Source organism: Paraburkholderia phytofirmans PsJN (assembly GCF_000020125.1).
Classification (GTDB): Bacteria; Pseudomonadota; Gammaproteobacteria; order Burkholderiales; family Burkholderiaceae; genus Paraburkholderia; species Paraburkholderia phytofirmans.
Map to the genome: position 1 here is coordinate 389,332 of NC_010681.1, position 19,846 is coordinate 409,177.

Here is a 19,846-nt window from a genome sequence, read left to right on the forward strand (position 1 = left end):
GCTGCCCGCCAATGCGGTCGCGATGACGAAGATGCGCTGCATCACGGTTTCCCCACCACGTGCTCAGCGGCGCGCAAACGACGTGCCGCGAGTCGCCGGTAGATCATCGAAAACACCACCGGCACGAAAATCAGCGTCGCCAGCGTGCCGATCGTCAGGCCCCCGATCACCGCGCGCCCGAGCGGCGCATTCTGCTCGCCGCCCTCGCCGAGACCGATCGCCATCGGCACCATGCCGATCACCATCGCGAGCGCCGTCATCAGCACCGGGCGAAAACGCGTGAAGCCCGCTTCGATCGCAGCGCGCGTCGCGTCGCCGTGTTCGAGCAACTGCTCGCGCGCGAAGCTGATCACGAGAATCGAGTTGGCGGTGGCGATGCCGATACACATGATGGCGCCCGTGAGCGCGGGAATCGACAGCGTGGTGTGCGTGAGAAACAGCATCCACACGATGCCCGCAAGCGCGCCCGGCAGCGCGGTGATGATGATGAACGGATCGAGCCACGACTGGAAATTCACCACGATCAGCAGATACACCAGCAGGATCGCGAACACGAGACCCGCGAACAGTCCCGAGAACGAATCGTTCATGGTCTGCACCTGGCCGCGCACTTCGATGGTCGAGGTTTTGGGCAGATCGGCGCGGGCGTCGTCGATGATCTTGCGGACGTCGTCGGACACGCCGCCCAGGTCGCGGCCGTCGGCGGTGCCGAAAATATCGATGGTGGTCTGCGCGTTGTAGTGCGTGAGGGTCGCGTTGCCCGCTTCGCGCCTCATGGTGGCGAGCGAGCCGAGAATGTTGCTGCGGCCGTTCGCGTTCAGCGGAATGTTGGCGAGGGATTGCAGCGAATCGATCGTGTATTGCGGCGCTTCCGTGATTACGTTGTAGCTCACGCCGTTGCGCGGATTGAGCCAGAACGTCGGCGTGGTCTGCTGGCTGCCCGACAGCGTGATCAGCAGATTGCTCGCGATATCGCGCTGTGAGAAACCGGCTTGCTGCGCGCGCGTACGGTCCACGTCGATAAAGATGCGCGGCAAATCGGCGGGTTGCTGGATGCGCGCATCGACGAGACCGGGAACCGTGCGCAGCCGATTCAGCAACTTCGCGGCGAACACGCGATTGCCGGCCACGTCACGGCCGACGATCTGAATATCGATCGGCGACGGCATGCCGAAGTTGAGCGTTTGACTGACGATATCCGCGGGCAGAAAAGCGAACTGCACGCCGGGGAATTCGTCGGTGAGCGTGCGCCGCAACGTGCGCACGTAAGCCGCGCTCGGATGATGATCGGTATTGAGCGTGATCAGCACGTCCGCGTCCGAGGTGCCGATCGTGCCGGTGTTGCTGTACGAAAGGTTGATGCCCGAAACCGGCAAGCCGATGTTGTCGATGATCGAATGCAACTCGCCCGGCGGTATCAACTGACGGATGCGAGTATCCACACGATCCGTCACGACCGCCGTTTCCTCCACCCGCATGCCGGTTTTCGCGCGCAGATGCAGCGCGATCGTGCCGGCATCAACCGCCGGGAAAAAGTCGCGGCCTAGAAACGGCATCAGCAACATCGACGCGCCGCAGCAGACCAGAAACAGCGTCATGAACAGGCCCGGCCGCGCGACGCGCGCTTCGAGGAACACGCGATAGCGCTCGCGCAGACGCGCGAAGCCGCCTTCAAAGGCGTAGTGCACGCGCATGAACGGATTGCGCGTTTGCGCCGGCGTGTGATGCAGATCCGCCGGCCTATGGTGATAACGCAGCAGGTATTTCGCGAGCGTCGGCACGAGCGTTCGTGAGAAGAAGTAGGACGCCAGCATCGCGAACACCACTGCCTCCGCGAGCGGAATGAACAGATAGTGCGCGACGCCCGTCAGCAGAAACATCGGCACGAAGACGATGCAGATGGACAAGGTCGACACCAGCGTCGGGATGGCAATCTGATGCGCGCCGTCGAGAATCGCCTGCTCCAGCGTCTTGCCCTGTTCGAGTTGATGGCTGATGTTTTCGATCGCCACGGTCGCGTCGTCCACCAGAATGCCGACCGCGAGCGCGAGTCCGCCGAGCGTCATGATGTTGATGGTTTCGTCGAGCAGGGACAGCGCGATGATCGACGTGATCATCGACAGCGGAATCGACACGGCGATGATCAACGTAGCGCGCCAGTTGCCGAGAAACAGCAGAATCATCAGACCGGTGAGGCAGGCAGCAATCAGCGCTTCACGCAGCACGCCTTGCACCGAGGCACGCACGAACAGCGACTGATCGGCAACGGGATCGATATTCAGCGAAGCGGGCACGAGATTGCGCAGCGTCGGCATCATGGACTTGATGCGATCGACGATTTCGAGCGTGGACGTGTTGCCGCTTTTGTTGATGGTCAGCAGCGCCGCGCGCTGGCCGTTCACGCGCACGATATTGGTTTGCGGCTGAAAGCCGTCGCGCACGTGCGCGACGTCGCGAATATAAACGGTGCCGTTGGCCGTGGATTTGATCGGGATATTGTTCAGGCCCGCCAGCGAATCCGGACTGCCGTTCATTTCCACCGAGTACTCGGTCGAGCCGATTTTCGCGGTGCCCGAGGGCAGGATCAGATTTTGTGCGGTGACCGCGTTGACCACGTCCATCGGGGAAAGATTGCGCTCCTGCAGTTTGCGCGAATCGATATCGACCATGATCTGGCGCTGCTTGCCACCGTAAGGCAGCGGAGCAGACGCGCCCGGCACGGTGGCGAGCTGCGTCTTCAGGAAGTTGTTGCCGAAATCGTATAGCTCCTGCTCGGTGAGCGAGGCGGACGACAGCGCGAGCCGCAAGATCGGCACGGTCGAGGCGTTGTAGCGCAAGATGTTCGGCGGCGTGATGCCGGGCGGTAGCGAGCGCAATTGCGTTTGCGACAGCGCTGTGACTTCGGCCAACGCTTCGTCGATATTCGCGTGCGGCTGGAAAAAGATCTTGATGACCGCGATGCCGTTCAGCGAGGTCGACTCGGTGTGTTCGATATCGTTGACCGCCACCGACAGCCCGCGCTCGTAGTTCAGCACGATGCGCTTTTCCATCTCGTCGGCGGGCAGGCCGTTATACGACCAGATCACCGAGAGCACTGGAATGTCGATATTGGGGAAGATGTCGGTGGGCGTGCGCAGGATCGTCAACGGCCCGACGATCAGCAATAGCAGGGCCAGGACGACAAACGTATACGGGCGCCGCAGCGCGAGACGAACGATCCACATGACTAGTCGAGCCGCTCGAGGCCGCGCAAGGCGGCGCCATCCAGGTGACCGATGAGGTGAACGTGACACGCACCGCAGCGGTTCGGGCAGGCCGGCGCGGCGGTCCGATCGAGCAAATGGTCTGGTTGGTGCACGTTTTTGATATCTCACCCCAGCAGGGTTTATGATGGTCTCGTTGCGACGCGTTACGCTCCGAATCATCGGTCCAGCGCGCCGTAATGGGAATAGGGCGAAACAGGGGGTAAAGAGCCTTGAGTTCGCGCTTTCCCCGGCCCCGCAAGACGGGAACAATGACTCGAACCTTTCACGCGTATCACGCGCAGCAGATTGGGTGCGTATGCAACGTTATCGGCGTAGCGACGCTTTTATCATCACATTGACCGGCGCGAAATCACAAAGCCGGCTATGGGAGAAACGGGGAAACATCATGCAAATCGGTTCGATTGTCCGATCGGTGCATATCGCGGTGCCACAAGGCGCACGCGGGATCGTCATGCGCATTCTCGGCGACATGGCCATGGTGGCGTGGTATGCCGGCGAGCCCGGCGTTTCGCAGCACCTGAACACTGAACCCTTTTTCCTTGAAGACCTGATCGATACGGGCGAACAAGTCCGACCGTCGAGCGCGCAGATCCATTGAAGGCAGTTTGAGTGCAGGCCGTGTGTAAGTTGTAAGCCACGGTCGTTGCCGCAGTTCGTTCCGCTTGTGAGCCGTCGCCCTCGTCTTTGACGGCGGCGCGGCGCACAATGCGGGCATGAACGACGACATCCTCGATCCACAGGACAGCGCGAACAGCGCTGTGCCCTTCGCCCGGCTCAAGCCGGAAATCGTGCTCGACGCGCTCGACAGCGCCCTCAGCACAGTCGGTGTGCGCACCGACGGCCGCATGCTCCCGCTCAACAGCTACGAGAATCGCGTGTACCAGGTGGGCGTGGAAGACGGTCCGCCCGTGGTCGCGAAGTTCTACCGTCCCGAGCGCTGGAGCGACGCCGCCATTCTCGAAGAACATGCATTCGTTGCCGAACTCGCCGCGCGCGAGATTCCGGTGGTGGCCGCGCGTGCTCTCGATGGCCGCACGCTGCATACCTTCGACGGCTTCCGTTTTTCCATCTTCGAGCGGCGCGGCGGCCGCGCGCCGGATCTCGACCGGCGCGACACGCTCGAATGGCTCGGGCGATTCATCGGCCGAATCCATGCGGTCGGCCAGACGGAGAATTACGCCGAACGTCCCACGCTCGACATCCACACCTTCGGCTACGAGCCGCGCGACTTTTTGCTCGCGCACCGTTTCGTGCCGGACGACGTGCGCACCGCGTGGGAAACCGTGGTGAACCTCGCGCTTGAAGGCGTGGAGCGCGCGTTCGAACGGGCCGGCGACATTCGCATGTTGCGCATGCATGGCGACTGCCATCCGAGCAATGTGTTGTGGACCGACGCGGGGCCGCATTTCGTCGATTTCGACGACAGCCGCATGGGACCGGCGGTGCAGGATTTGTGGCTGTTGCTGCCGGGCGAGCGCGTCGAAGCGTCGCGCGCACTGGCGGATCTGCTCGCCGGTTACGAAGACTTCTGCGACTTCGAGCCGCGCGAACTTTATCTAGTCGAAGCGCTGCGCACGCTACGGCTGATTCACTATCAGGCGTGGCTCGCGCGTCGCTGGGACGATCCGGCTTTCCCCGCCGCGTTTCCGTGGTTCAACACGCAGCGTTACTGGGAAGAGCGCATCCTCGAGTTGCGCGAGCAGCTCGGCGCGATGCAGGAAGGGCCGCTCTGGCCCGTTTGAGCGCGTGCGCTCTGAAGAAGCAGGCGCTCACGGCGCCTGCGCAGCAACACTCGACGACTCCACCAGCGTCGATCTGACGATCACCTCCGCTCGCACGTCGCGCCCGATCGCTTCGATCGCGGGGCGCATCTGCTCGAAGTCTTGGGGCGTGCAGACGTCGCTATCGAAATGCGTGGCGCCCTCGCGGCTCATCGTGACGACGTTGCTGAGCGGATCGAACGTGTATTGCGACTGGAAATCGACGAAACGATCCTGGGTTCGTTTCGCCTCCGGCATGTCGAGTACGTGAAAATTGGCGGGCAATTCGATGCGCGCACGTTCGTGCAACGCCAGGTTGTGACAGACGAACGGCTGCGTGCGCTGACGCTCGCCGAGCCAGTAACGCGTATCCGCGGCGAAGCCGCCGGCCAGACTCGTCAACGCTGGAATCGACGCCGCCGCGCCCGGCACCACGAGACTTTCCAGCGTGCCTTTCATCGTAATGACGAGCGGGCCGTCGGCGACGCTGAGGTCATTGGTGGCGAGCGTCGCGGTGCCACGCAGGTTGGCGCTGCGCAGTTCCGCCTGAATCGACTCCTCGCGTTGCGCGGGCGTCTGCGTGCGCAACATCGCGCGCGCCTGTTCAGCCGAAGCGCCCGCCGCTTCCAGCCGATACGTGAAGCTCGCCGAGCCATCCGGTTCGACCTTGATCGACAGATCGGTGCTGCGTGTCATGAACGCGGTTGCCGGCGTGCGCGAGAGCACGCGCTCGCCGACGAGCACGGTGGGCCGGTTCATATCGGACGACGGCAGAAAACCGAACTCGATATTCGAGGCGGTCGAGTCGACGTACTGCTGCAAATCCGGCAGCCACGTAATGATGTGATTGATGACGCCGTAGCCCGGCACGCTCGGCAGCGTGTAGATCGTGCCGCTGCTGATCAGGGCCGGCTCGTTGCGCACGCCGGCCGCGTCGAGCAGCGCGCCATACAAGGCCACGTGATCCTTGCAATCGCCGTAGCGATTCGCGAGCACCGCGCTCGCGCCGTGCGGCACGACCGCGCCGCGTCCGACATTGATCGCCACATAGCGCACGTTGCGGCGCACCCAGTCGTACAGCGTCTTGGCCTTGTCGCGCGACGTGCGGTCGTGCGCGGTGAGCTGTTGCGCGAGACGCGTGACGGCGGCGTCGTGCGCGCTCGGGTCCACTGCCGATTCGCGGTAGTTCGCGGCGAACGCGGCGTAGTCGGGGAAGGTCGAGACCATCAGCCGGTCGCCATACGAAACGTATGCAACCGAGCCGCGTTCCAGCCGGCTGAAGTGCGCCTTGTCGTAGCGATATTCGTAGCGCGTGCGGCCGTCGCGCGTCACGGGTTGCACGACGGTGAAACCGCGCGCGTCGGCATACAGCGGCTTGTCGGCGGGCAGATCGTAGATCAGGCGGAAGTTATGCGTCGGCGCGAGATCGGGTGGTGTGAAGTCGCTGAATTCGCCGGGCACGATCGGCTGTTTCTGCGTCTTGCGATAGGTGAGATGTACGCGTGCGCCCGGTTCGACGGCGGGGAACACGATCACCTTTTCCTGGATGTCCTGGAACATCGGCGCGTCGAACGAACGCGCTTCCTGGACGTTGCGGATCTGCTCGGGCTGCACGTCGTGACGCACGCCGTCGGCAGTGATCGTGTAGGCCTCGAGAATCTGCACGTCCGCCATGTTGCGGTTGAACCAGACGTATTGCTGCGCAACCCGCGCGACGCCGGCTTCGTTATTCACGTGCAGCGTCAACGAATCGAGCTTGGTGAAGGAGCCGTCGGCGTTGACGGTGAAGGTTTGCGTCTCGCCTTCGTTGGTGTACGGATCGTCCAGTTTGGCGGGAACGCTCGCGCCCGCGCCGTGGATGTCGGCAAGCCAGCCGAGAGATGCAAGACAGACCAGAAAGGAGAGGCGCATGGCAGGCTGGTATCCGAACGTAACGTTGACGGGATCGCCAGTTAGAGTCGGTTTGCGCCGCGTGGATGTCAAGCGGATGCCGCGCGTTGCGATTGAACAAGTCGTCAAACGCTGCAAGCCGCCCCGCCGGAAGCCGCGATTTCGCGCGCCGCCTTCGCGCCTTCGACCTGAAGCAAGGTCGGCAGCGAAACGCCGTTCTTGGCCGCCGTCACTTCGGCGAGAATCGACACCGCGATTTCGGGCGGCGTGCGGCTGCCGATATAAATCCCGACCGGTCCGTGCAAGCGGGCCAGCTCCGTATCGTTCAGATCGAACTCTTTGAGACGTTCGCGCCGCGCCTGATTATTCCGTCGCGAACCCAGCGCACCGACATAAAACGCCGGCGTTTTCAACGCTTCCATCAGCGCGAGATCGTCGAGCTTCGGGTCGTGCGTCAGCGCGATCACGGCGCAGCGTTCGTCGAGCTTCATCTCGATCACGGTGTCGTCGGGCATGGTACGCACGATCTTCGTGCCGGGGATGTTCCACTCCTCGGTGTACTCCTCACGCGGATCGCAGACGGTGACCTGGTAATCGAGCCCCACTGCGATATTGCACAGATAGCGCGACAGTTGACCCGCGCCGATCACGAGCATGCGGTAGCGCGGGCCGTGAATCGTCAACAGACGCTCGCCGTCGAAATGCACGCCGTCGGTTGCCTGCGCGTTTTCGAGCCTCGTGGCACCCGTCGTCATATTCACTTCGCGGGCCACGAGGCGCCCGTTCTCTACCGCATTGCACAGTTCGGCAATGCCGCTTTGCGGCGTCAATGGTTCGAGCACCAGCTGGATCGTGCCGCCGCACGGCAGGCCGAAGCGATGCGCTTCTTCCGCCGTGATGCCGTACTTGACCGCTTCCGGCCGCGTCTGCTCGATACCGCGCTGCCGCACGCGGTCGATCAGATCGTCTTCGATGCAACCGCCCGATACCGAGCCCACCACGAGTCCATCGTCGCGCACCGCGAGCATCGCGCCCTCGGGACGCGGCGACGAACCCCACGTCTTCACCACCGTCACTAGTAGCGCGCGATGTCCTTCTTCCAGCCAGCGAGCGCTGGACTTCAGGACTTCGAGATCCACGCTGTCCATGATTTCTTCCTTTTCGTTGCGTCGCCGCCGGACTTGCCGTCCGCGGCCTCATTCGATGCTGTATTGTGCGGCACCGCTTCATCTGCTGCATTGTCCCCGGCGTCCGGGGTCGCAGCGCCCTCACTGCCGCCGCTGACGTGGGCGCCGAAGCGTTTGAAGAACTCGCCTGCAATTTTACGCGCCGCGCCGTCGACGAGCCGCGAGCCGATCTGCGCGAGCTTGCCGCCGACCTGCGCGCTCGCCGTGTAACTGAGCTTGGTGGCGGCCTCGCCGTCGGCTTCGAGCGAGACGTGCGCGTTGCCCTTGGCAAAGCCCGCGGCGCCGCCCTGGCCTTCGAACACGATGCTGTACGAATTCGGCGCCTCGATGTCGGTGAGTTGCATGCGCCCCTTGAAGCGCGCCTTGACCGGTCCGACTGCGGCGCTCAGCGCCACCACATAGGCGTTTTCGCCGTCCGGGTCGATACTTTCGCAACCCGGAATGCAGGCGCGCAGGACTTCGGTGTCGTTCAGCGCGTCCCATGTGCGCTGTTGCGAAACGGGCAGCGTGTGGGTTTCGGTCAGTTCCATGATGTCGCTCCTGCGGTGCCCGTGACGCCGGCACTGCGACGCGGCGCGCGCGTGAGTTGCGCGAGGTCGCGGCCGAACGCCGTCAGGCTGTCTAGATTATGAACCGGACGATGCGCGTCGACATAGGGCAGGATCGCCTGCACGCCGCGCGCTTTCGGAGAAAAGCCGCTGAAACGCAGCAGCGGATTGAGCCATATGATGCGGTGTGCGAAGCGGCGCAGGCGGGCCATCTCGGCGTCGAGCACGTCGATCGCTTCGTGATCGAGGCCGTCGGTGACGAGCAGCACCGTGGCCCGTCCGGTCAGCACGCGCCGCGCCCAGCGGCGGTTGAATTCGGCGAGCGCCGCGCCGATCCGCGTGCCGCCCGACCAGTCCACCACCTGCTCGGTGAGCGTCGCGATCGCCACGTCGGGATCGCGCTCGCGCAGCGCGCGCGTCGCGTTGGTGAGCCGCGTGCCGAACAGAAACACCTGCAAGCGTTCGCGCGACTGCAGCAGCGCGTGGCAGAAATAGAGCACCGCGCGCGAATAGCTGCTCATCGAACCGGAGATGTCGAGCAGCAGCACGAGCGGCGGTTTGCGCTCGACCACCGCGCGATACTTCCACACGGTCCAGTCGCCGCCCGCGCGCACCGCGTGCCGGGCGCTCGCGCGCAGGTCCGCATGCGTGCCATGCGAAGCGGCTTTCAGACGACGCGTCGGCTCGGTGGCGAGCGACAGACGCTGGCCGCGAATCAGATGACGCAAGCTGCGCCATTCATCGGCGGAAAGGGTGTCGAAATCGCGATGACGTAAGCGCTCTTCTGCGCTGAAGGTGACATGCGCGTGCAATTCGTGTTGCTCGGTTTCCTGCGGCGCTTTGCTATGTGGTGAGTTCGGCGCGCGCACGGCGAGCGCGTCGGCGAGACGGTTGTTGCGTTTGGGCGGCGGCAGGCCGTCGCGGACTTTCGGCAGAAGCAGCGCGCGCAGCTTGCCTTCCCAATCGGGATCGCGCCAGAAGAGGTCGAATGCGGCGTTGAACAGATCGCGCTCGTCGGGCGCGGAGACCAGGGACGCGGCGAGGGCGGCGCGCACGTCGTCGCGGCGGCCGAGGTCGATCCAGTGCAGCGCGGCGAGCGCATCGACGGCTTGCGCGGGCGACATCGGTAATCCGGCGCCGCGCAGCACGCGCACGAAGTGGACGACGTTGCGGGCGAGCGTGGGCGTGTCGCCGAGCGGTGAGGCGGCGGTCCCGCCAGACGAGGACGCCGCCACAATCCGTTTGCCGGGCTGGCCGATGCGCGAGCGGTCGCCCGAAGCGTCGCTATGGATGGCGTCGAGCCGTGGACTATGGCCCGAGGCGTCGTTGTTGCCCGCGTCGACGGAGTTCGTCATGCTGGCTATCCAGGCGCGGCGAGACACTGCGCGATTTGCCCGGCATCGACCCGTGCCAGATCGTCCTGATACTTCAGCAGCACGCCGAGCGTGTTGTGCACCGATTGCGGATCGAGTTCCGTCACCGACAACGCCTCCAACGCGCGGCACCAGTCGATCGTTTCGGCGATACCAGGCGCCTTGAACAGATCCATGCCGCGCAGCCGATGCACGAAATCGACCGCCCGCCGCTGCAATTCCGCCGACGTTTGCGGCGCGCGAGCGGCGACGATCTCCAGTTCACGATCGCGCTCGGGGTAGCCGATCCATTGATACAGGCAACGGCGCTTCAGCGCGTCGTGTACTTCGCGCGTCCGGTTCGAGGTCATCACGACGAGCGGCGGCTGCTCCGCGCGAACCGTGCCATATTCGGGAATCGATACCTGGAAGTCCGAAAGCAATTCCAGAAGGAAGGCTTCAAACGGTTCATCGGCACGGTCGATCTCGTCGATCAGCAACACGCGCCGCGCGCCCGGATGATTTTCATCCGGCATCAACGCTTGCAGCAACGGGCGCTTGAGCAGGAATTCGCCGCGATACAAGGTGTCGTTATCGGGACGTTCGCCGGCGGCTTCTGCGAGACGCAGCGCCATGATCTGCCGCGGATAGTCCCACTCGTAGAGCGCGCTTGCCGTATCGAGACCTTCGTAACATTGCAGGCGCAACATCGAGGTGCCGAGCATGCCGGCCGCGGCCTTGGCGAGCTCCGTCTTGCCGACGCCCGGCTCGCCTTCGACGAACAACGGCCGTTCCATGCGCAACGCGAGATACAGCGCGGTCGCCAGTTCGCGGCTGGCGAAATAGCTTTGGGCGGCGAGTTGAGCGAGGGTATCGTCGATTGAAGCGGGCTGCATGGTGTTCCTGAATCTGCGCAATGAAGCGATGCCAATCAAGCGAAGCGGCCTCAAAGCACATGAGCGAATGCGGTTGGTGTGTCCTGCGCCGCAGCACAGGTCGCACCAACCGCGAACAGCGAGGAAACGCTAACCGTTCGCCTTCGTCACCGCGCGCGCGGCCAGCACCGGGATCAGATGCGCGCGATAGTCTGCGCTCGCGTGCATGTCGGTGTTCAGATCGGCGGCCGACACGGTCACACCGCGGGCGGCTTCCGGCGTGAAGTTTGCCGACAACGCGCTTTCGAGTTCCGGCACACGAAACACCGACGACGCCGCGCCCGTCACCGCTACGCGCACACCGCTCGCAAACTTCGCGACGAACACGCCGACCAGCGCAAAGTGCGAAGCAGGGTTGCGGAATTTCTCGTACGCCGCGCGCTCGGGCACTGGAGACTCCACCGCGACGATCAGCTCGTCGGGCGCCAACGCCGTTTCATACATGCCGACGAAGAAGTCGCTCGACGCAATGCGCCGCCGGTCTGTGACGATCGTCGCGTCCAACCCCATGGCGGCGGCCGGATAACAGGCGGCCGGGTCGTTGTTGGCGAGCGAGCCGCCTATCGTGCCGAGCGCCCGCACCTGGCGATCGCCGATATGCGCGGCGAGATCCGCAAGGCCCGGCAAGACACGCCGAAGTTCCGCGTGATCCGCCACATCGGCGTGACAGACGGCGGCGCCGATCGTCACCGTTTTCGCGTCGACGGTGATCGACTTCAGCGCGGGAATGCGCGTCACGTCGATCAGTTGCGACGGCTGCGCAAGACGCAGCCGCATGGTGGGCAGCAGGCTTTGACCGCCGGCCAGGAACTTCGCGTCACTGTCGGCGGTGAGGCTGGCGGCGGCCGCTTTGGGATCCGTCGCGCGTTGATACTCGAATGAATACATGTCGAATGCTCCGCTCAGGATCTCAATGGGGTTGCTTGGCCGCGTGAATCGCGGACCACACACGATGCGGCGTCGCCGGCATTTGCAGGTCGGTCACGCCGAGCGGCGCGAGCGCGTCGAGGATCGCGTTGATCACCGCCGGCGGCGAGCCGATCGCGCCCGCTTCGCCGCAGCCTTTCACGCCGAGCGGATTGTGCGTGCACGGCGTGCCCTTGACGGTTTCGACGGTGAAGTTCGGCAGATCGGACGCATGCGGCATCGCGTAGTCCATGTACGAGCCCGACAGCAATTGGCCGCTCTCGTTGTCGTACACGCAGCGCTCCAGCATCGCCTGGCCGATGCCCTGAGCGAGCCCGCCATGCACCTGCCCTTCGACGATCATCGGATTGATCACGTTGCCGAAATCGTCGACCGCGGTGAACTGCTGGATCCGGCACACACCGGTTTCCGGATCGACTTCGATCTCGCAGATGTACGCGCCAGACGGATAAGTGAAGTTGGTCGGATCGTAAAACGCGCTTTCTTCGAGGCCCGGTTCGAGCACGTCGAGTGGATAGTTGTGCGGCACGTAGGCGGCGAGCGAGATGTCGGCGAACGCCTTGGTGCGATCCGTGCCCGCGACGCGGAACACGCCGTCCTTGAACTCGATGTCTTCCGCCGCGGCTTCGAGCAGATGGGCGGCGATCTTCTTCGCCTTGGTTTCGATCTTGTCGAGCGCCTTCATGATCGCCGAGCCGCCGACCGCGATCGAGCGCGAGCCGTACGTGCCCATGCCGAACGGAATGCGGCCGGTGTCGCCGTGGACGATCTCCACGCTTTCCAGCGCAATGCCCAGACGGTCCGCCACCACTTGCGCGAAGGTCGTCTCATGTCCCTGGCCGTGACTATGCGAGCCCGTGAACACGGTGACCGACCCGGTGGGATGCACGCGAATCTGACCGACTTCGAACAGGCCGGCCCGCGCGCCCAACGCGCCCGCTATATTCGACGGCGCGAGACCGCATGCCTCGATGTAGCAGGAATAGCCGAGGCCGCGCAGTTTGCCGTTCTTTTCGGATTCCTGTTTGCGCGCCGCGAAGCCTTTGACATCCGCGAGTTCGAGCGAACGGGCGAGGATGGTTTCGTAGTCGCCGGTATCGTAAGTGAGGCCGACCGGCGTCGCGTACGGAAACTCGCGGATGAAGTTACGGCGGCGAATTTCCGCCGGATCGAGCTTCATGTCGCGTGCGGCTGTTTCCACCAAACGCTCCACGACGTATGTCGCTTCGGGGCGACCCGCGCCGCGATAGGCATCGACGGGAACGGTGTTGGTGAAGACTGCTTTCACTTCCGCGTAGATCGCGGGCGTGGCGTACTGACCGGCGAGCAGCGTGGCGTACAGAATGGTCGGCACGCTCGACGCGAACGTGGACAGATACGCGCCCATGTTGGCGGTCGTGTGGATGCGCATGCCGAGGAACTTGCCGTCCGCGTCCATGGCCAGTTCGGCCTTGGTCACGTGATCGCGGCCGTGCGCGTCGGAGACGAACGCTTCCGAGCGCTCGGCCGTCCATTTCACCGGACGGCGGATTTTCTTCGACGCCCAGGTCAGCGCGACGTCTTCCGCGTACAGGAAAATCTTCGAACCGAAGCCGCCGCCGACGTCCGGCGCGATCACGCGCAGTTTCGATTCCGGCAGCGACAGCACGAACGCGGCCATCAGCAGGCGCTCCACGTGCGGATTCTGATTCGCGACATAGAGCGTGTAGCTGTCGTCCTGCACCGAGTAGCTCGCGTTGACCGCGCGCGGTTCGATCGCGTTCGGGACCAGGCGGTTATTGACGATGTCGAGCGTGGTGACGTGCGCGGCTTTGGCGAAGGCGGCGTCGGTGGCGGCTTTGTCGCCGTGGCCCCAGTTGTAGCAGATGTTGTCCGGCACTTCGTCGTGCACGGCGGGCTGACCGGCGTCGGCCGCATGCGCGGTGTCCACCACGGCCGGCAGCACGTCGTAGTCGACTTCAATCAATTCGGCGGCGTCTTTGGCGGCCTTGATCGAATCGGCGATCACGAGCGCGACCTGATCGCCGACGTGACGCACTTTCGTGTGCGCGATGATCGGATGCGGCGGCTCGTTCATCGGCTTGCCGTCGGTGCTATGAATCAGCCAGCCGCACGGCAGGCCGCCGACGTTGTCCGCCGCCATATCCGCGCCGGTGAAGATCGCGACTACGCCGGGCGACTGTTTGGCGGCGGCGGTGTCGATGCTGTTGATCTTCGCGTGCGCGTGGGGCGAGCGCAGGAATATCGCGTAGGTCTGCTGGGGCAGGACGATGTCGTCCGTGTACTGGCCATTGCCGGTGAGGAAACGATAGTCTTCCTTACGTTCGACGGAAGCGCCAATCAGGTGAGTGTCGGGTGCGTTCATCGTCGGCTCCTCAGGCGGTGGCCGGTGCGGTGGCTTGCGCGTTGGCATTTGCCGTGTCGGCGGACTTCATGCCCTCAGCGCCTTCGAGCACGGCTTTGACGATGTTGTGATAACCCGTGCAGCGGCACAGATTGCCGTCGAGCTGGGCGCGCACGTCGTCGCCGGTGAGATCCGGCTGGCGCTGGACCAGTGAGACCGCGCTCATCACCATGCCGGGCGTGCAGAAGCCGCACTGCAGGCCGTGGCAGTGTTTGAAGGCCGCCTGCATGGGGTGGAGTGCGCCGTCTTTGGCGAGCCCTTCGATGGTGGTGATGTCCGCGCCTTCCGCTTGCACCGCGAGGATGTTGCAGGATTTGATCGCGCGCCCGTTCAGGTGGACCGTGCATGCGCCGCATTGGGCCGTGTCGCAGCCGATGTGCGTGCCTGTCAGGCGGAGTTGGTCGCGAAGGAACTGGACTAGCAGGGTGCCAGGGTCGATTGACGCGCTGATGGGCGCGCCGTTCACCGTCAGACTGATGCTGATCGCCATGAAGTTGTCTCCTTGATGGGGTGAGACCGGACCTTTTTGCTTTTTCTTTTGTTGCCTGTTACGCGGGGTCCGATTGGGGTGCTTCGGTTTTTTATGAGGCTGCCGAAAAGTAAAGCACAAATTGGGCTGGGGCGCTATGAGGGGTTTTTTTGCGCGGGGCGATTTTTGGTTGTGATTCTGGGGTGTTGGCCTTTTCTTGAGTTCTTTGTGGCGTATTAGCATTGCCCCTGTACGGGGCAATGCTAAAAGATCCCACTCGTGCCCGCCGACGTCCACCCAAAAAAACGCCAACCCAATGTCGCCTTGCCTGCAAACTAGCTCGACGAACGGAGCCTAAGTTGGTAGAGCACCACCGTGCAAACCGGAAACAGGACTTGGCTATTCCGGCAGTTTTTCCGAGACAACCCACACAACCGGATCAGACATCGAGCACTCCACCGAGCCGGCCTGGCTCGACGTGATGACTTCGATCGACCGTCCGCCGTGCTCGTGGAACGTAATGTCATAGACATCACGCCAAAGACCTTTGCCGATCTTTTCCGAGGCAACGCGAACCGCACGGGTTTTCGATTCGTCCAGCCTGGTCGGATCGGTTATCCCCGCGTTTTTCAGATACACGATTGCGATATTAATGGGCCAGCTCTTGCATCCGAGGGGCGAGCCCGCGAAGCAGAGGGCGGGAGCCGCCAGCGCGAGCGCGGCAACGAACGGAAGTATTTTCACTGCGTTACGATCAGCGTGTGATCGCCGCTCGCCCATATGTGTTGACGGTTGTTTATGCCGGTAATGATGCAGCCATTTGAAGCCTGTCCCGGATGAACGCTGCTATCGCCGTGAATCAGAAAACCCGAGCGGCCGAACGTGACCGTACCCATCTCTGGGGACAGCCGCATTGTGTAAGGTCCGGCATGCGGGTGCGTGAACGGTTGGCCTATTGTCCATGCGCCGCGAGGAATCGGGCCGATACTTTCCTGCATTTGCGCAGAGGGATTATTTTTGCCCGGCCCGATCCCCGAGTATGCGGCGGGCGTTAAAGAGTTTCCATCATGAGATATAACGCCAGTCGCCTGGCTGTACTTCCACGCCATTTGCCAACCTCATTTTCAAGTGAAAGTCGCGATACTAATGGCTTTGGTGTCTCAAAAACGGAATCAATCTGGAATTTTGGAGACTAGCAATGCGCGGGCGTATTTAAGATATGCCAGTTGATTCAATTATGAGCCACGCATCGATTAAACGGCTAGCCGCATCAATCGATGCCGCCGATTCACACCTGCACCCATATTGCCTCGACTCGGCCGATCAGTCGGGCGTGCCTTGAGGACGGGCGAGAGTCGCTCCAGCGTTCACGCCCGGTTACGACGGCTGTCCTCCTCATTCTCGCGTAACGCATTTAGACGAGCAATGAAAAGGCCGATACTCGAGAACAAGAAAAATACATCCCGCGCGGAGTGAGGAAAAAATCACTTACTCAACTTCGAATGCCGCCGCGAATAGCCAAAATAAATAACCATCCCAACCAGCAACCAAACCACAAACGCGACCCACGTAACAGCCTGAAGGTTAACCATCAAAAACAGACAGGCGGCCACCGCCAAAACCGGCACAACCGGCACTCCAGGACACCGAAACGCCCTCGGCAAATCCGGATGCGTTTTCCTCAAAACGAGCACCGCGATCGACACCATCGAAAACGCGGCCAACGTACCGATATTGATCAGCTCAGCCAACACATTCAACGGCACGAGCGCCCCGATCAACCCAAAGAAAATCCCAACGAGCCAAGTAGTAAAAAACGGCGTAGCAAACCGCGGATGCACCCGCGACAGCCGCTCAGGCAACAACCCATCCCGCGACATGGCAAAAATCACCCGTGTCTGCCCGTAAGCCATCACTAGAATCACCGTCAGCATGCCCAGCACGGCGCCAAGGTCGATAAACCCCGCGACCCACTTCTCACCAGCAACCTGCAACGCATACGACACCGGGTGCGAAATATTCGCGAACTGCGCCGACGGCACGATGCCGGTCACCACGGCGGCCACCGCCACATACAACACCGCACAAACGCCCAACGACGCAATGATCCCGATCGGCAGATCGCGCTTCGGATCTTTCACCTCTTCCGCGGCGGACGACACCGAATCGAATCCAATGAACGCAAAGAACATCACCGCCGCCGCGCCGAACACGCCGTTCCAGCCGTTCGGCATGAACGGATGCCAGTTGGCCGGTGTGACGTGAAACACGCCCACGCCGATCACCAGCAAGACCACCACGACCTTGATCGCGACCATGACGTTGTTGATCCGCGCCGACTCGCGCACGCCGACCGACAACAGCGCAGTGATCGCCATCATCACGAGGAAGGCGGGCAGGTTGAAGAGCGTGTCATGACCGGGCAACGCGCCCGGCGCCGCCGTCAGCGCGACCGGCAAGGACACGCCGAAGCCGGACAGCAACGATTGCAGATAGCCCGACCAACCCACCGACACCGCGGAGGTGGCCAGCCCATACTCGAGCATCAAGTCCCAGCCGATGATCCACGCGGCCAGTTCGCCGAGCGTCGCATACGAATAGGTGTAGATCGAACCAGCTACCGGGATCGTCGAGGCGAATTCGGCGTAGGCGAGCGCGGCAAAACCGCAGGCGATCGCCGCGATCAGGAACGAGATCATCAGCGCTGGACCGGCCTGCACGGCACCCGTGCCGGTCAGCACGAAAATACCGGTGCCGATAATAGCGCCGACTCCAAGGAAGGTCAGATCGAGCGCGCCGAGCGCTTTTTTCAGGCCGGCGTTCTGAGCGCTCGCGGCGATCATGTGCTCGACGTTCTTTTTGCGGAACAGGGACATTGGCGGGGTCTCCAGTAGTGCACGCGTGTTGCGCGCCGAATGTCGGGAAAACCCGCGATTTTAACGGATGCATGCCCTTGCACCGTGCTGGGACGTGCATGTCAGGGTCGATGCGCCGGGCTGAAAATCTCCGGCCAAGATGATCCGCGCGGCGCGTTCGTCCGCGGGACGGGCAATGGCCGCAAAGCTTTCGCTCGATGCGCGGTCAGGCGGGCGGGAATCGCTTCTTGGGGATGTGTCGCGGCAAGGGCAAGCTGTTCAGCGACACGACGTCGCGTCGACAACGAACGACCGTCAGCCGGCCATCGCCGGATTCAGATCGATAAGCCGGTTGCTCATCACATAAAACGTCAGCTCGGCGTTATTGCGCAGCTTCATTTTCTCGAGCAGCCGGGTGCGGTACACGCTCACCGTTTTCACCGACAGCGAGAGCGCCACCGCAATATCCGTCAGACGCTTGCCCGACGCGAGCATGCACAGCGTCTGATATTCGCGGTCGGAGAGCTTTTCGTGCGGTAACTGTTCGCCGTCGAAGGAAACGTAATCGGCGAGCGCCTCGGCCATTGCCGGACTCACGTATTTGCGGCCCGCCGCAACCTGCTTGATCGCGCTGATCATCTGCGCGGCATCGACGGTTTTTGACAGGTAGCCGGCGGCGCCTGCCTTCAGGGCGCGCACGGCATATTGATCCTCGCGGTACATGGAGAACATCAGCACGGCCGCGCGCGGCGCCTTGCGCTTCATGCGTTTGAGCACTTCGACGCCGTTCATGTCGGGCAGCGAAATGTCCAGCAGCACCACGTCGTAGGCGTGCCGGGCAGCGGCGTCGAGCGCTTCGGCGCCGCTTTGCGCTTCGGTGACTTCGCGCGCCACGCCGCGGTCGAGCAGCAGCTGGCGGACGCCCTGGCGAACTACGGCGTGGTCGTCGGCGAGCAGAATGCGCAGACTCATGATGGTGTACTCACGATTGCAGCGCGTGCCGGGCCGCGCGTGGCGCGTGCGCCAGCATCGCGTCCCAGGCAAAACGCGCGCGAACGAGGGTGCCGCGCGACGCCTTGCCGTTCTCGTTATTCTCGCCGCGTTCCGACCCTGCGCGCCGGGCGCTCACACGCAGCGTGCCGTCGAAAGCCGCGCAACGCGCCTGCATGCCGCTCAGGCCGAAATGGCCAAGGCGGCTGCGGGCGTTACGCGTGACGCCGACACCGTCGTCGCTGATGATTAGCGTGAGGTGACGGCGGCTGGTTTCGATCCGCACGTCGGCGGATTCGGCGCGCGCGTGCTTGGCGATATTGTTCAGCGCTTCTTGCGCGACGCGGAACACGGCCAGCGTGGCGTCGGCCGGCAGGCGCGTGAGACGCACGTCGGCGGCGCACACAAAGCTCGTGCGCAATTGCGTGCGTGCGGCGAAGTCGCCGGTCCAATGAGCCAGCGCACCGACAATGCCGGCCTCGAGCGACGGCGCATGCAGTTCCGCGACAGCCTGGCGGCTGGCCTCGCACACGGCGTCAAGCGATCGGTTCGCGACGGCGAGCGCGGCGGCGCACTGCGGCGGCGCGTCGGCGGGCAGCCAGGTTTCGACGCCGGCGAGCGCGAAACGCGTCGCCGTCAGCTCGGCGCCCACACCATCGTGCAACTCACGCGCCACGTGTCGACAAGCGGCTTCCTGCGCCTGAACCAGCTCGGCCGAGAGTTCGCGCACCCGAGCGCGCAGCCGCGCAAGTTCCCGATCGGCAGGCGAAGTCAGCGCAACCGGCTCGGCCGCGGCGCACGCGTCGAAACCGTCACGTGCCGGTGACGAAGCAAGAGAAGCGGTGAACGGGACGACAGTCGACGTATCCATGACTTTCCCTGTCAGGAAGCGCTGTGGACAGCGAAGCGGGTGCGCATTAGCGGCGCGAAGACGAAAGAACGCATGTGGGTCTCTGGCCTCCAGGTGCAGGCCGTCGCACTCAGGGCGCAACGGACGAATCGCTACGGTGTGACGTAACGAAATTTACATTCAGTAACATGGCGGGTAGGCCACGGCAGGCGGGGTCGATTCGACTGATGATGCGCCGCGATTATATCTCATTAAAAGAAAAAATGCAGGCGCACCAAGGGTTAGCGCCTACATTTCACGCAATGGTTGATGAATTGCAACGCCCGATTTGTAGGAAGAATACCGACACCGAATGTCAGTCTAGCGACGCCAAATTGTAACTGGGCAAAAAAAAGGAGCCCGAAGGCTCCTTT

16 protein-coding genes are annotated in these 19,846 nt (G+C 63.2%); 2 read left to right on the forward strand and 14 right to left on the reverse strand.

The window, feature by feature from the left end:
• Nucleotides 1-41: 41 nt before the first annotated feature.
• On the reverse strand, nucleotides 42-3,224 hold the full coding sequence (locus BPHYT_RS01720; protein ID WP_012431428.1) for an efflux RND transporter permease subunit: 3,183 nt from the start codon (nucleotides 3,222-3,224) through the stop codon (nucleotides 42-44).
• Between the two features lie 427 nt (nucleotides 3,225-3,651).
• On the opposite strand from BPHYT_RS01720, the gene BPHYT_RS01725 reads away from it, so the two are divergent.
• Together BPHYT_RS01725 and BPHYT_RS01730 are read left to right on the forward strand one after the other, a co-directional pair.
• Entirely contained in the window at nucleotides 3,652-3,864 is a 213-nt protein-coding gene (locus BPHYT_RS01725) for a hypothetical protein (RefSeq protein ID WP_012431429.1), read from the forward strand.
• A gap of 115 nt (nucleotides 3,865-3,979) precedes the next feature.
• On the forward strand, nucleotides 3,980-5,008 hold the full coding sequence (locus BPHYT_RS01730) for a serine/threonine protein kinase (RefSeq protein ID WP_012431430.1): 1,029 nt from the start codon (nucleotides 3,980-3,982) through the stop codon (nucleotides 5,006-5,008).
• Nucleotides 5,009-5,035: 27 nt separating this feature from the next.
• Here the strand turns inward: BPHYT_RS01730 and BPHYT_RS01735 are convergent, their stop codons facing one another.
• The 13 genes from BPHYT_RS01735 to BPHYT_RS01795 all read right to left on the reverse strand — a co-directional run bounded on the left by BPHYT_RS01735 (nucleotide 5,036) and on the right by BPHYT_RS01795 (nucleotide 19,454).
• Entirely contained in the window at nucleotides 5,036-6,937 is a 1,902-nt protein-coding gene (locus BPHYT_RS01735) for a DUF3857 domain-containing transglutaminase family protein (protein WP_012431431.1), read from the reverse strand.
• A 104-nt stretch (nucleotides 6,938-7,041) separates the two neighbouring features.
• Entirely contained in the window at nucleotides 7,042-8,064 is a 1,023-nt protein-coding gene (locus tag BPHYT_RS01740) for an XdhC family protein (protein WP_012431432.1), read from the reverse strand.
• Nucleotides 8,037-8,633 carry a CoxG family protein gene (locus BPHYT_RS01745; protein WP_012431433.1) on the reverse strand — a complete coding sequence of 199 codons (597 nt, stop codon included), beginning with the start codon at nucleotides 8,631-8,633 and terminating at the stop codon, nucleotides 8,037-8,039. The genes BPHYT_RS01740 and BPHYT_RS01745 overlap by 28 nt, the downstream gene beginning before the upstream one ends.
• Nucleotides 8,624-10,006, reverse strand: a complete 1,383-nt coding sequence (locus BPHYT_RS01750; RefSeq protein ID WP_012431434.1) for a vWA domain-containing protein — start codon at nucleotides 10,004-10,006, stop codon at nucleotides 8,624-8,626. The genes BPHYT_RS01745 and BPHYT_RS01750 overlap by 10 nt, the downstream gene beginning before the upstream one ends.
• A 5-nt stretch (nucleotides 10,007-10,011) precedes the next feature.
• Complete coding sequence (locus BPHYT_RS01755; RefSeq protein WP_012431435.1) at nucleotides 10,012-10,899, reverse strand: AAA family ATPase; 888 nt, start codon at nucleotides 10,897-10,899, stop codon at nucleotides 10,012-10,014.
• Between the two features lie 129 nt (nucleotides 10,900-11,028).
• Nucleotides 11,029-11,826: an FAD binding domain-containing protein gene (locus BPHYT_RS01760; RefSeq protein ID WP_012431436.1), complete on the reverse strand. Its 798-nt coding sequence runs from the start codon at nucleotides 11,824-11,826 to the stop codon at nucleotides 11,029-11,031.
• 22 nt (nucleotides 11,827-11,848) lie between these two features.
• Nucleotides 11,849-14,230 carry a xanthine dehydrogenase family protein molybdopterin-binding subunit gene (locus tag BPHYT_RS01765; protein ID WP_012431437.1) on the reverse strand — a complete coding sequence of 794 codons (2,382 nt, stop codon included), beginning with the start codon at nucleotides 14,228-14,230 and terminating at the stop codon, nucleotides 11,849-11,851.
• A gap of 10 nt (nucleotides 14,231-14,240) precedes the next feature.
• Nucleotides 14,241-14,759: a (2Fe-2S)-binding protein gene (locus tag BPHYT_RS01770; RefSeq protein WP_012431438.1), complete on the reverse strand. Its 519-nt coding sequence runs from the start codon at nucleotides 14,757-14,759 to the stop codon at nucleotides 14,241-14,243.
• A gap of 378 nt (nucleotides 14,760-15,137) precedes the next feature.
• On the reverse strand, nucleotides 15,138-15,482 hold the full coding sequence (locus BPHYT_RS01775; RefSeq protein ID WP_012431439.1) for a hypothetical protein: 345 nt from the start codon (nucleotides 15,480-15,482) through the stop codon (nucleotides 15,138-15,140).
• Nucleotides 15,479-15,847, reverse strand: a complete 369-nt coding sequence (locus tag BPHYT_RS01780; protein ID WP_012431440.1) for a tlde1 domain-containing protein — start codon at nucleotides 15,845-15,847, stop codon at nucleotides 15,479-15,481. The genes BPHYT_RS01775 and BPHYT_RS01780 overlap by 4 nt, the downstream gene beginning before the upstream one ends.
• 375 nt (nucleotides 15,848-16,222) lie before the next feature.
• A complete protein-coding gene (locus BPHYT_RS01785; RefSeq protein WP_012431441.1) occupies nucleotides 16,223-17,614 on the reverse strand; it encodes an amino acid permease in 1,392 nt (463 codons plus the stop codon).
• 294 nt (nucleotides 17,615-17,908) lie between these two features.
• Nucleotides 17,909-18,565 carry a response regulator transcription factor RqpR gene (gene rqpR / locus BPHYT_RS01790; protein ID WP_012431442.1) on the reverse strand — a complete coding sequence of 219 codons (657 nt, stop codon included), beginning with the start codon at nucleotides 18,563-18,565 and terminating at the stop codon, nucleotides 17,909-17,911.
• 10 nt (nucleotides 18,566-18,575) lie between these two features.
• Nucleotides 18,576-19,454, reverse strand: a complete 879-nt coding sequence (locus tag BPHYT_RS01795; protein ID WP_012431443.1) for a sensor histidine kinase — start codon at nucleotides 19,452-19,454, stop codon at nucleotides 18,576-18,578.
• Nucleotides 19,455-19,846: the final 392 nt, after the last annotated feature.

Excerpts from the sequence above, each read along its gene's own strand:
- BPHYT_RS01735 (WP_012431431.1), bottom strand. The coding sequence starts at position 6,937 with ATGCGCCTCTCCTTTCTGGTCTGTCTTGCATCTCTCGGCTGGCTTGCC.
- BPHYT_RS01725 (WP_012431429.1), top strand. The coding sequence starts at position 3,652 with ATGCAAATCGGTTCGATTGTCCGATCGGTGCATATCGCGGTGCCACAA.
- BPHYT_RS01755 (WP_012431435.1), bottom strand. The coding sequence starts at position 10,899 with ATGCAGCCCGCTTCAATCGACGATACCCTCGCTCAACTCGCCGCCCAA.
- BPHYT_RS01750 (WP_012431434.1), bottom strand. The coding sequence starts at position 10,006 with ATGACGAACTCCGTCGACGCGGGCAACAACGACGCCTCGGGCCATAGT.
- BPHYT_RS01795 (WP_012431443.1), bottom strand. The coding sequence starts at position 19,454 with ATGGATACGTCGACTGTCGTCCCGTTCACCGCTTCTCTTGCTTCGTCA.
- BPHYT_RS01740 (WP_012431432.1), bottom strand. The coding sequence starts at position 8,064 with ATGGACAGCGTGGATCTCGAAGTCCTGAAGTCCAGCGCTCGCTGGCTG.
- BPHYT_RS01765 (WP_012431437.1), bottom strand. The coding sequence starts at position 14,230 with ATGAACGCACCCGACACTCACCTGATTGGCGCTTCCGTCGAACGTAAG.
- rqpR (WP_012431442.1), bottom strand. The coding sequence starts at position 18,565 with ATGAGTCTGCGCATTCTGCTCGCCGACGACCACGCCGTAGTTCGCCAG.
- BPHYT_RS01785 (WP_012431441.1), bottom strand. The coding sequence starts at position 17,614 with ATGTCCCTGTTCCGCAAAAAGAACGTCGAGCACATGATCGCCGCGAGC.
- BPHYT_RS01720 (WP_012431428.1), bottom strand. The coding sequence starts at position 3,224 with ATGTGGATCGTTCGTCTCGCGCTGCGGCGCCCGTATACGTTTGTCGTC.
- BPHYT_RS01760 (WP_012431436.1), bottom strand. The coding sequence starts at position 11,826 with ATGTATTCATTCGAGTATCAACGCGCGACGGATCCCAAAGCGGCCGCC.
- BPHYT_RS01730 (WP_012431430.1), top strand. The coding sequence starts at position 3,980 with ATGAACGACGACATCCTCGATCCACAGGACAGCGCGAACAGCGCTGTG.
- BPHYT_RS01780 (WP_012431440.1), bottom strand. The coding sequence starts at position 15,847 with ATGGCGTGGAAGTACAGCCAGGCGACTGGCGTTATATCTCATGATGGA.
- BPHYT_RS01770 (WP_012431438.1), bottom strand. The coding sequence starts at position 14,759 with ATGGCGATCAGCATCAGTCTGACGGTGAACGGCGCGCCCATCAGCGCG.
- BPHYT_RS01745 (WP_012431433.1), bottom strand. The coding sequence starts at position 8,633 with ATGGAACTGACCGAAACCCACACGCTGCCCGTTTCGCAACAGCGCACA.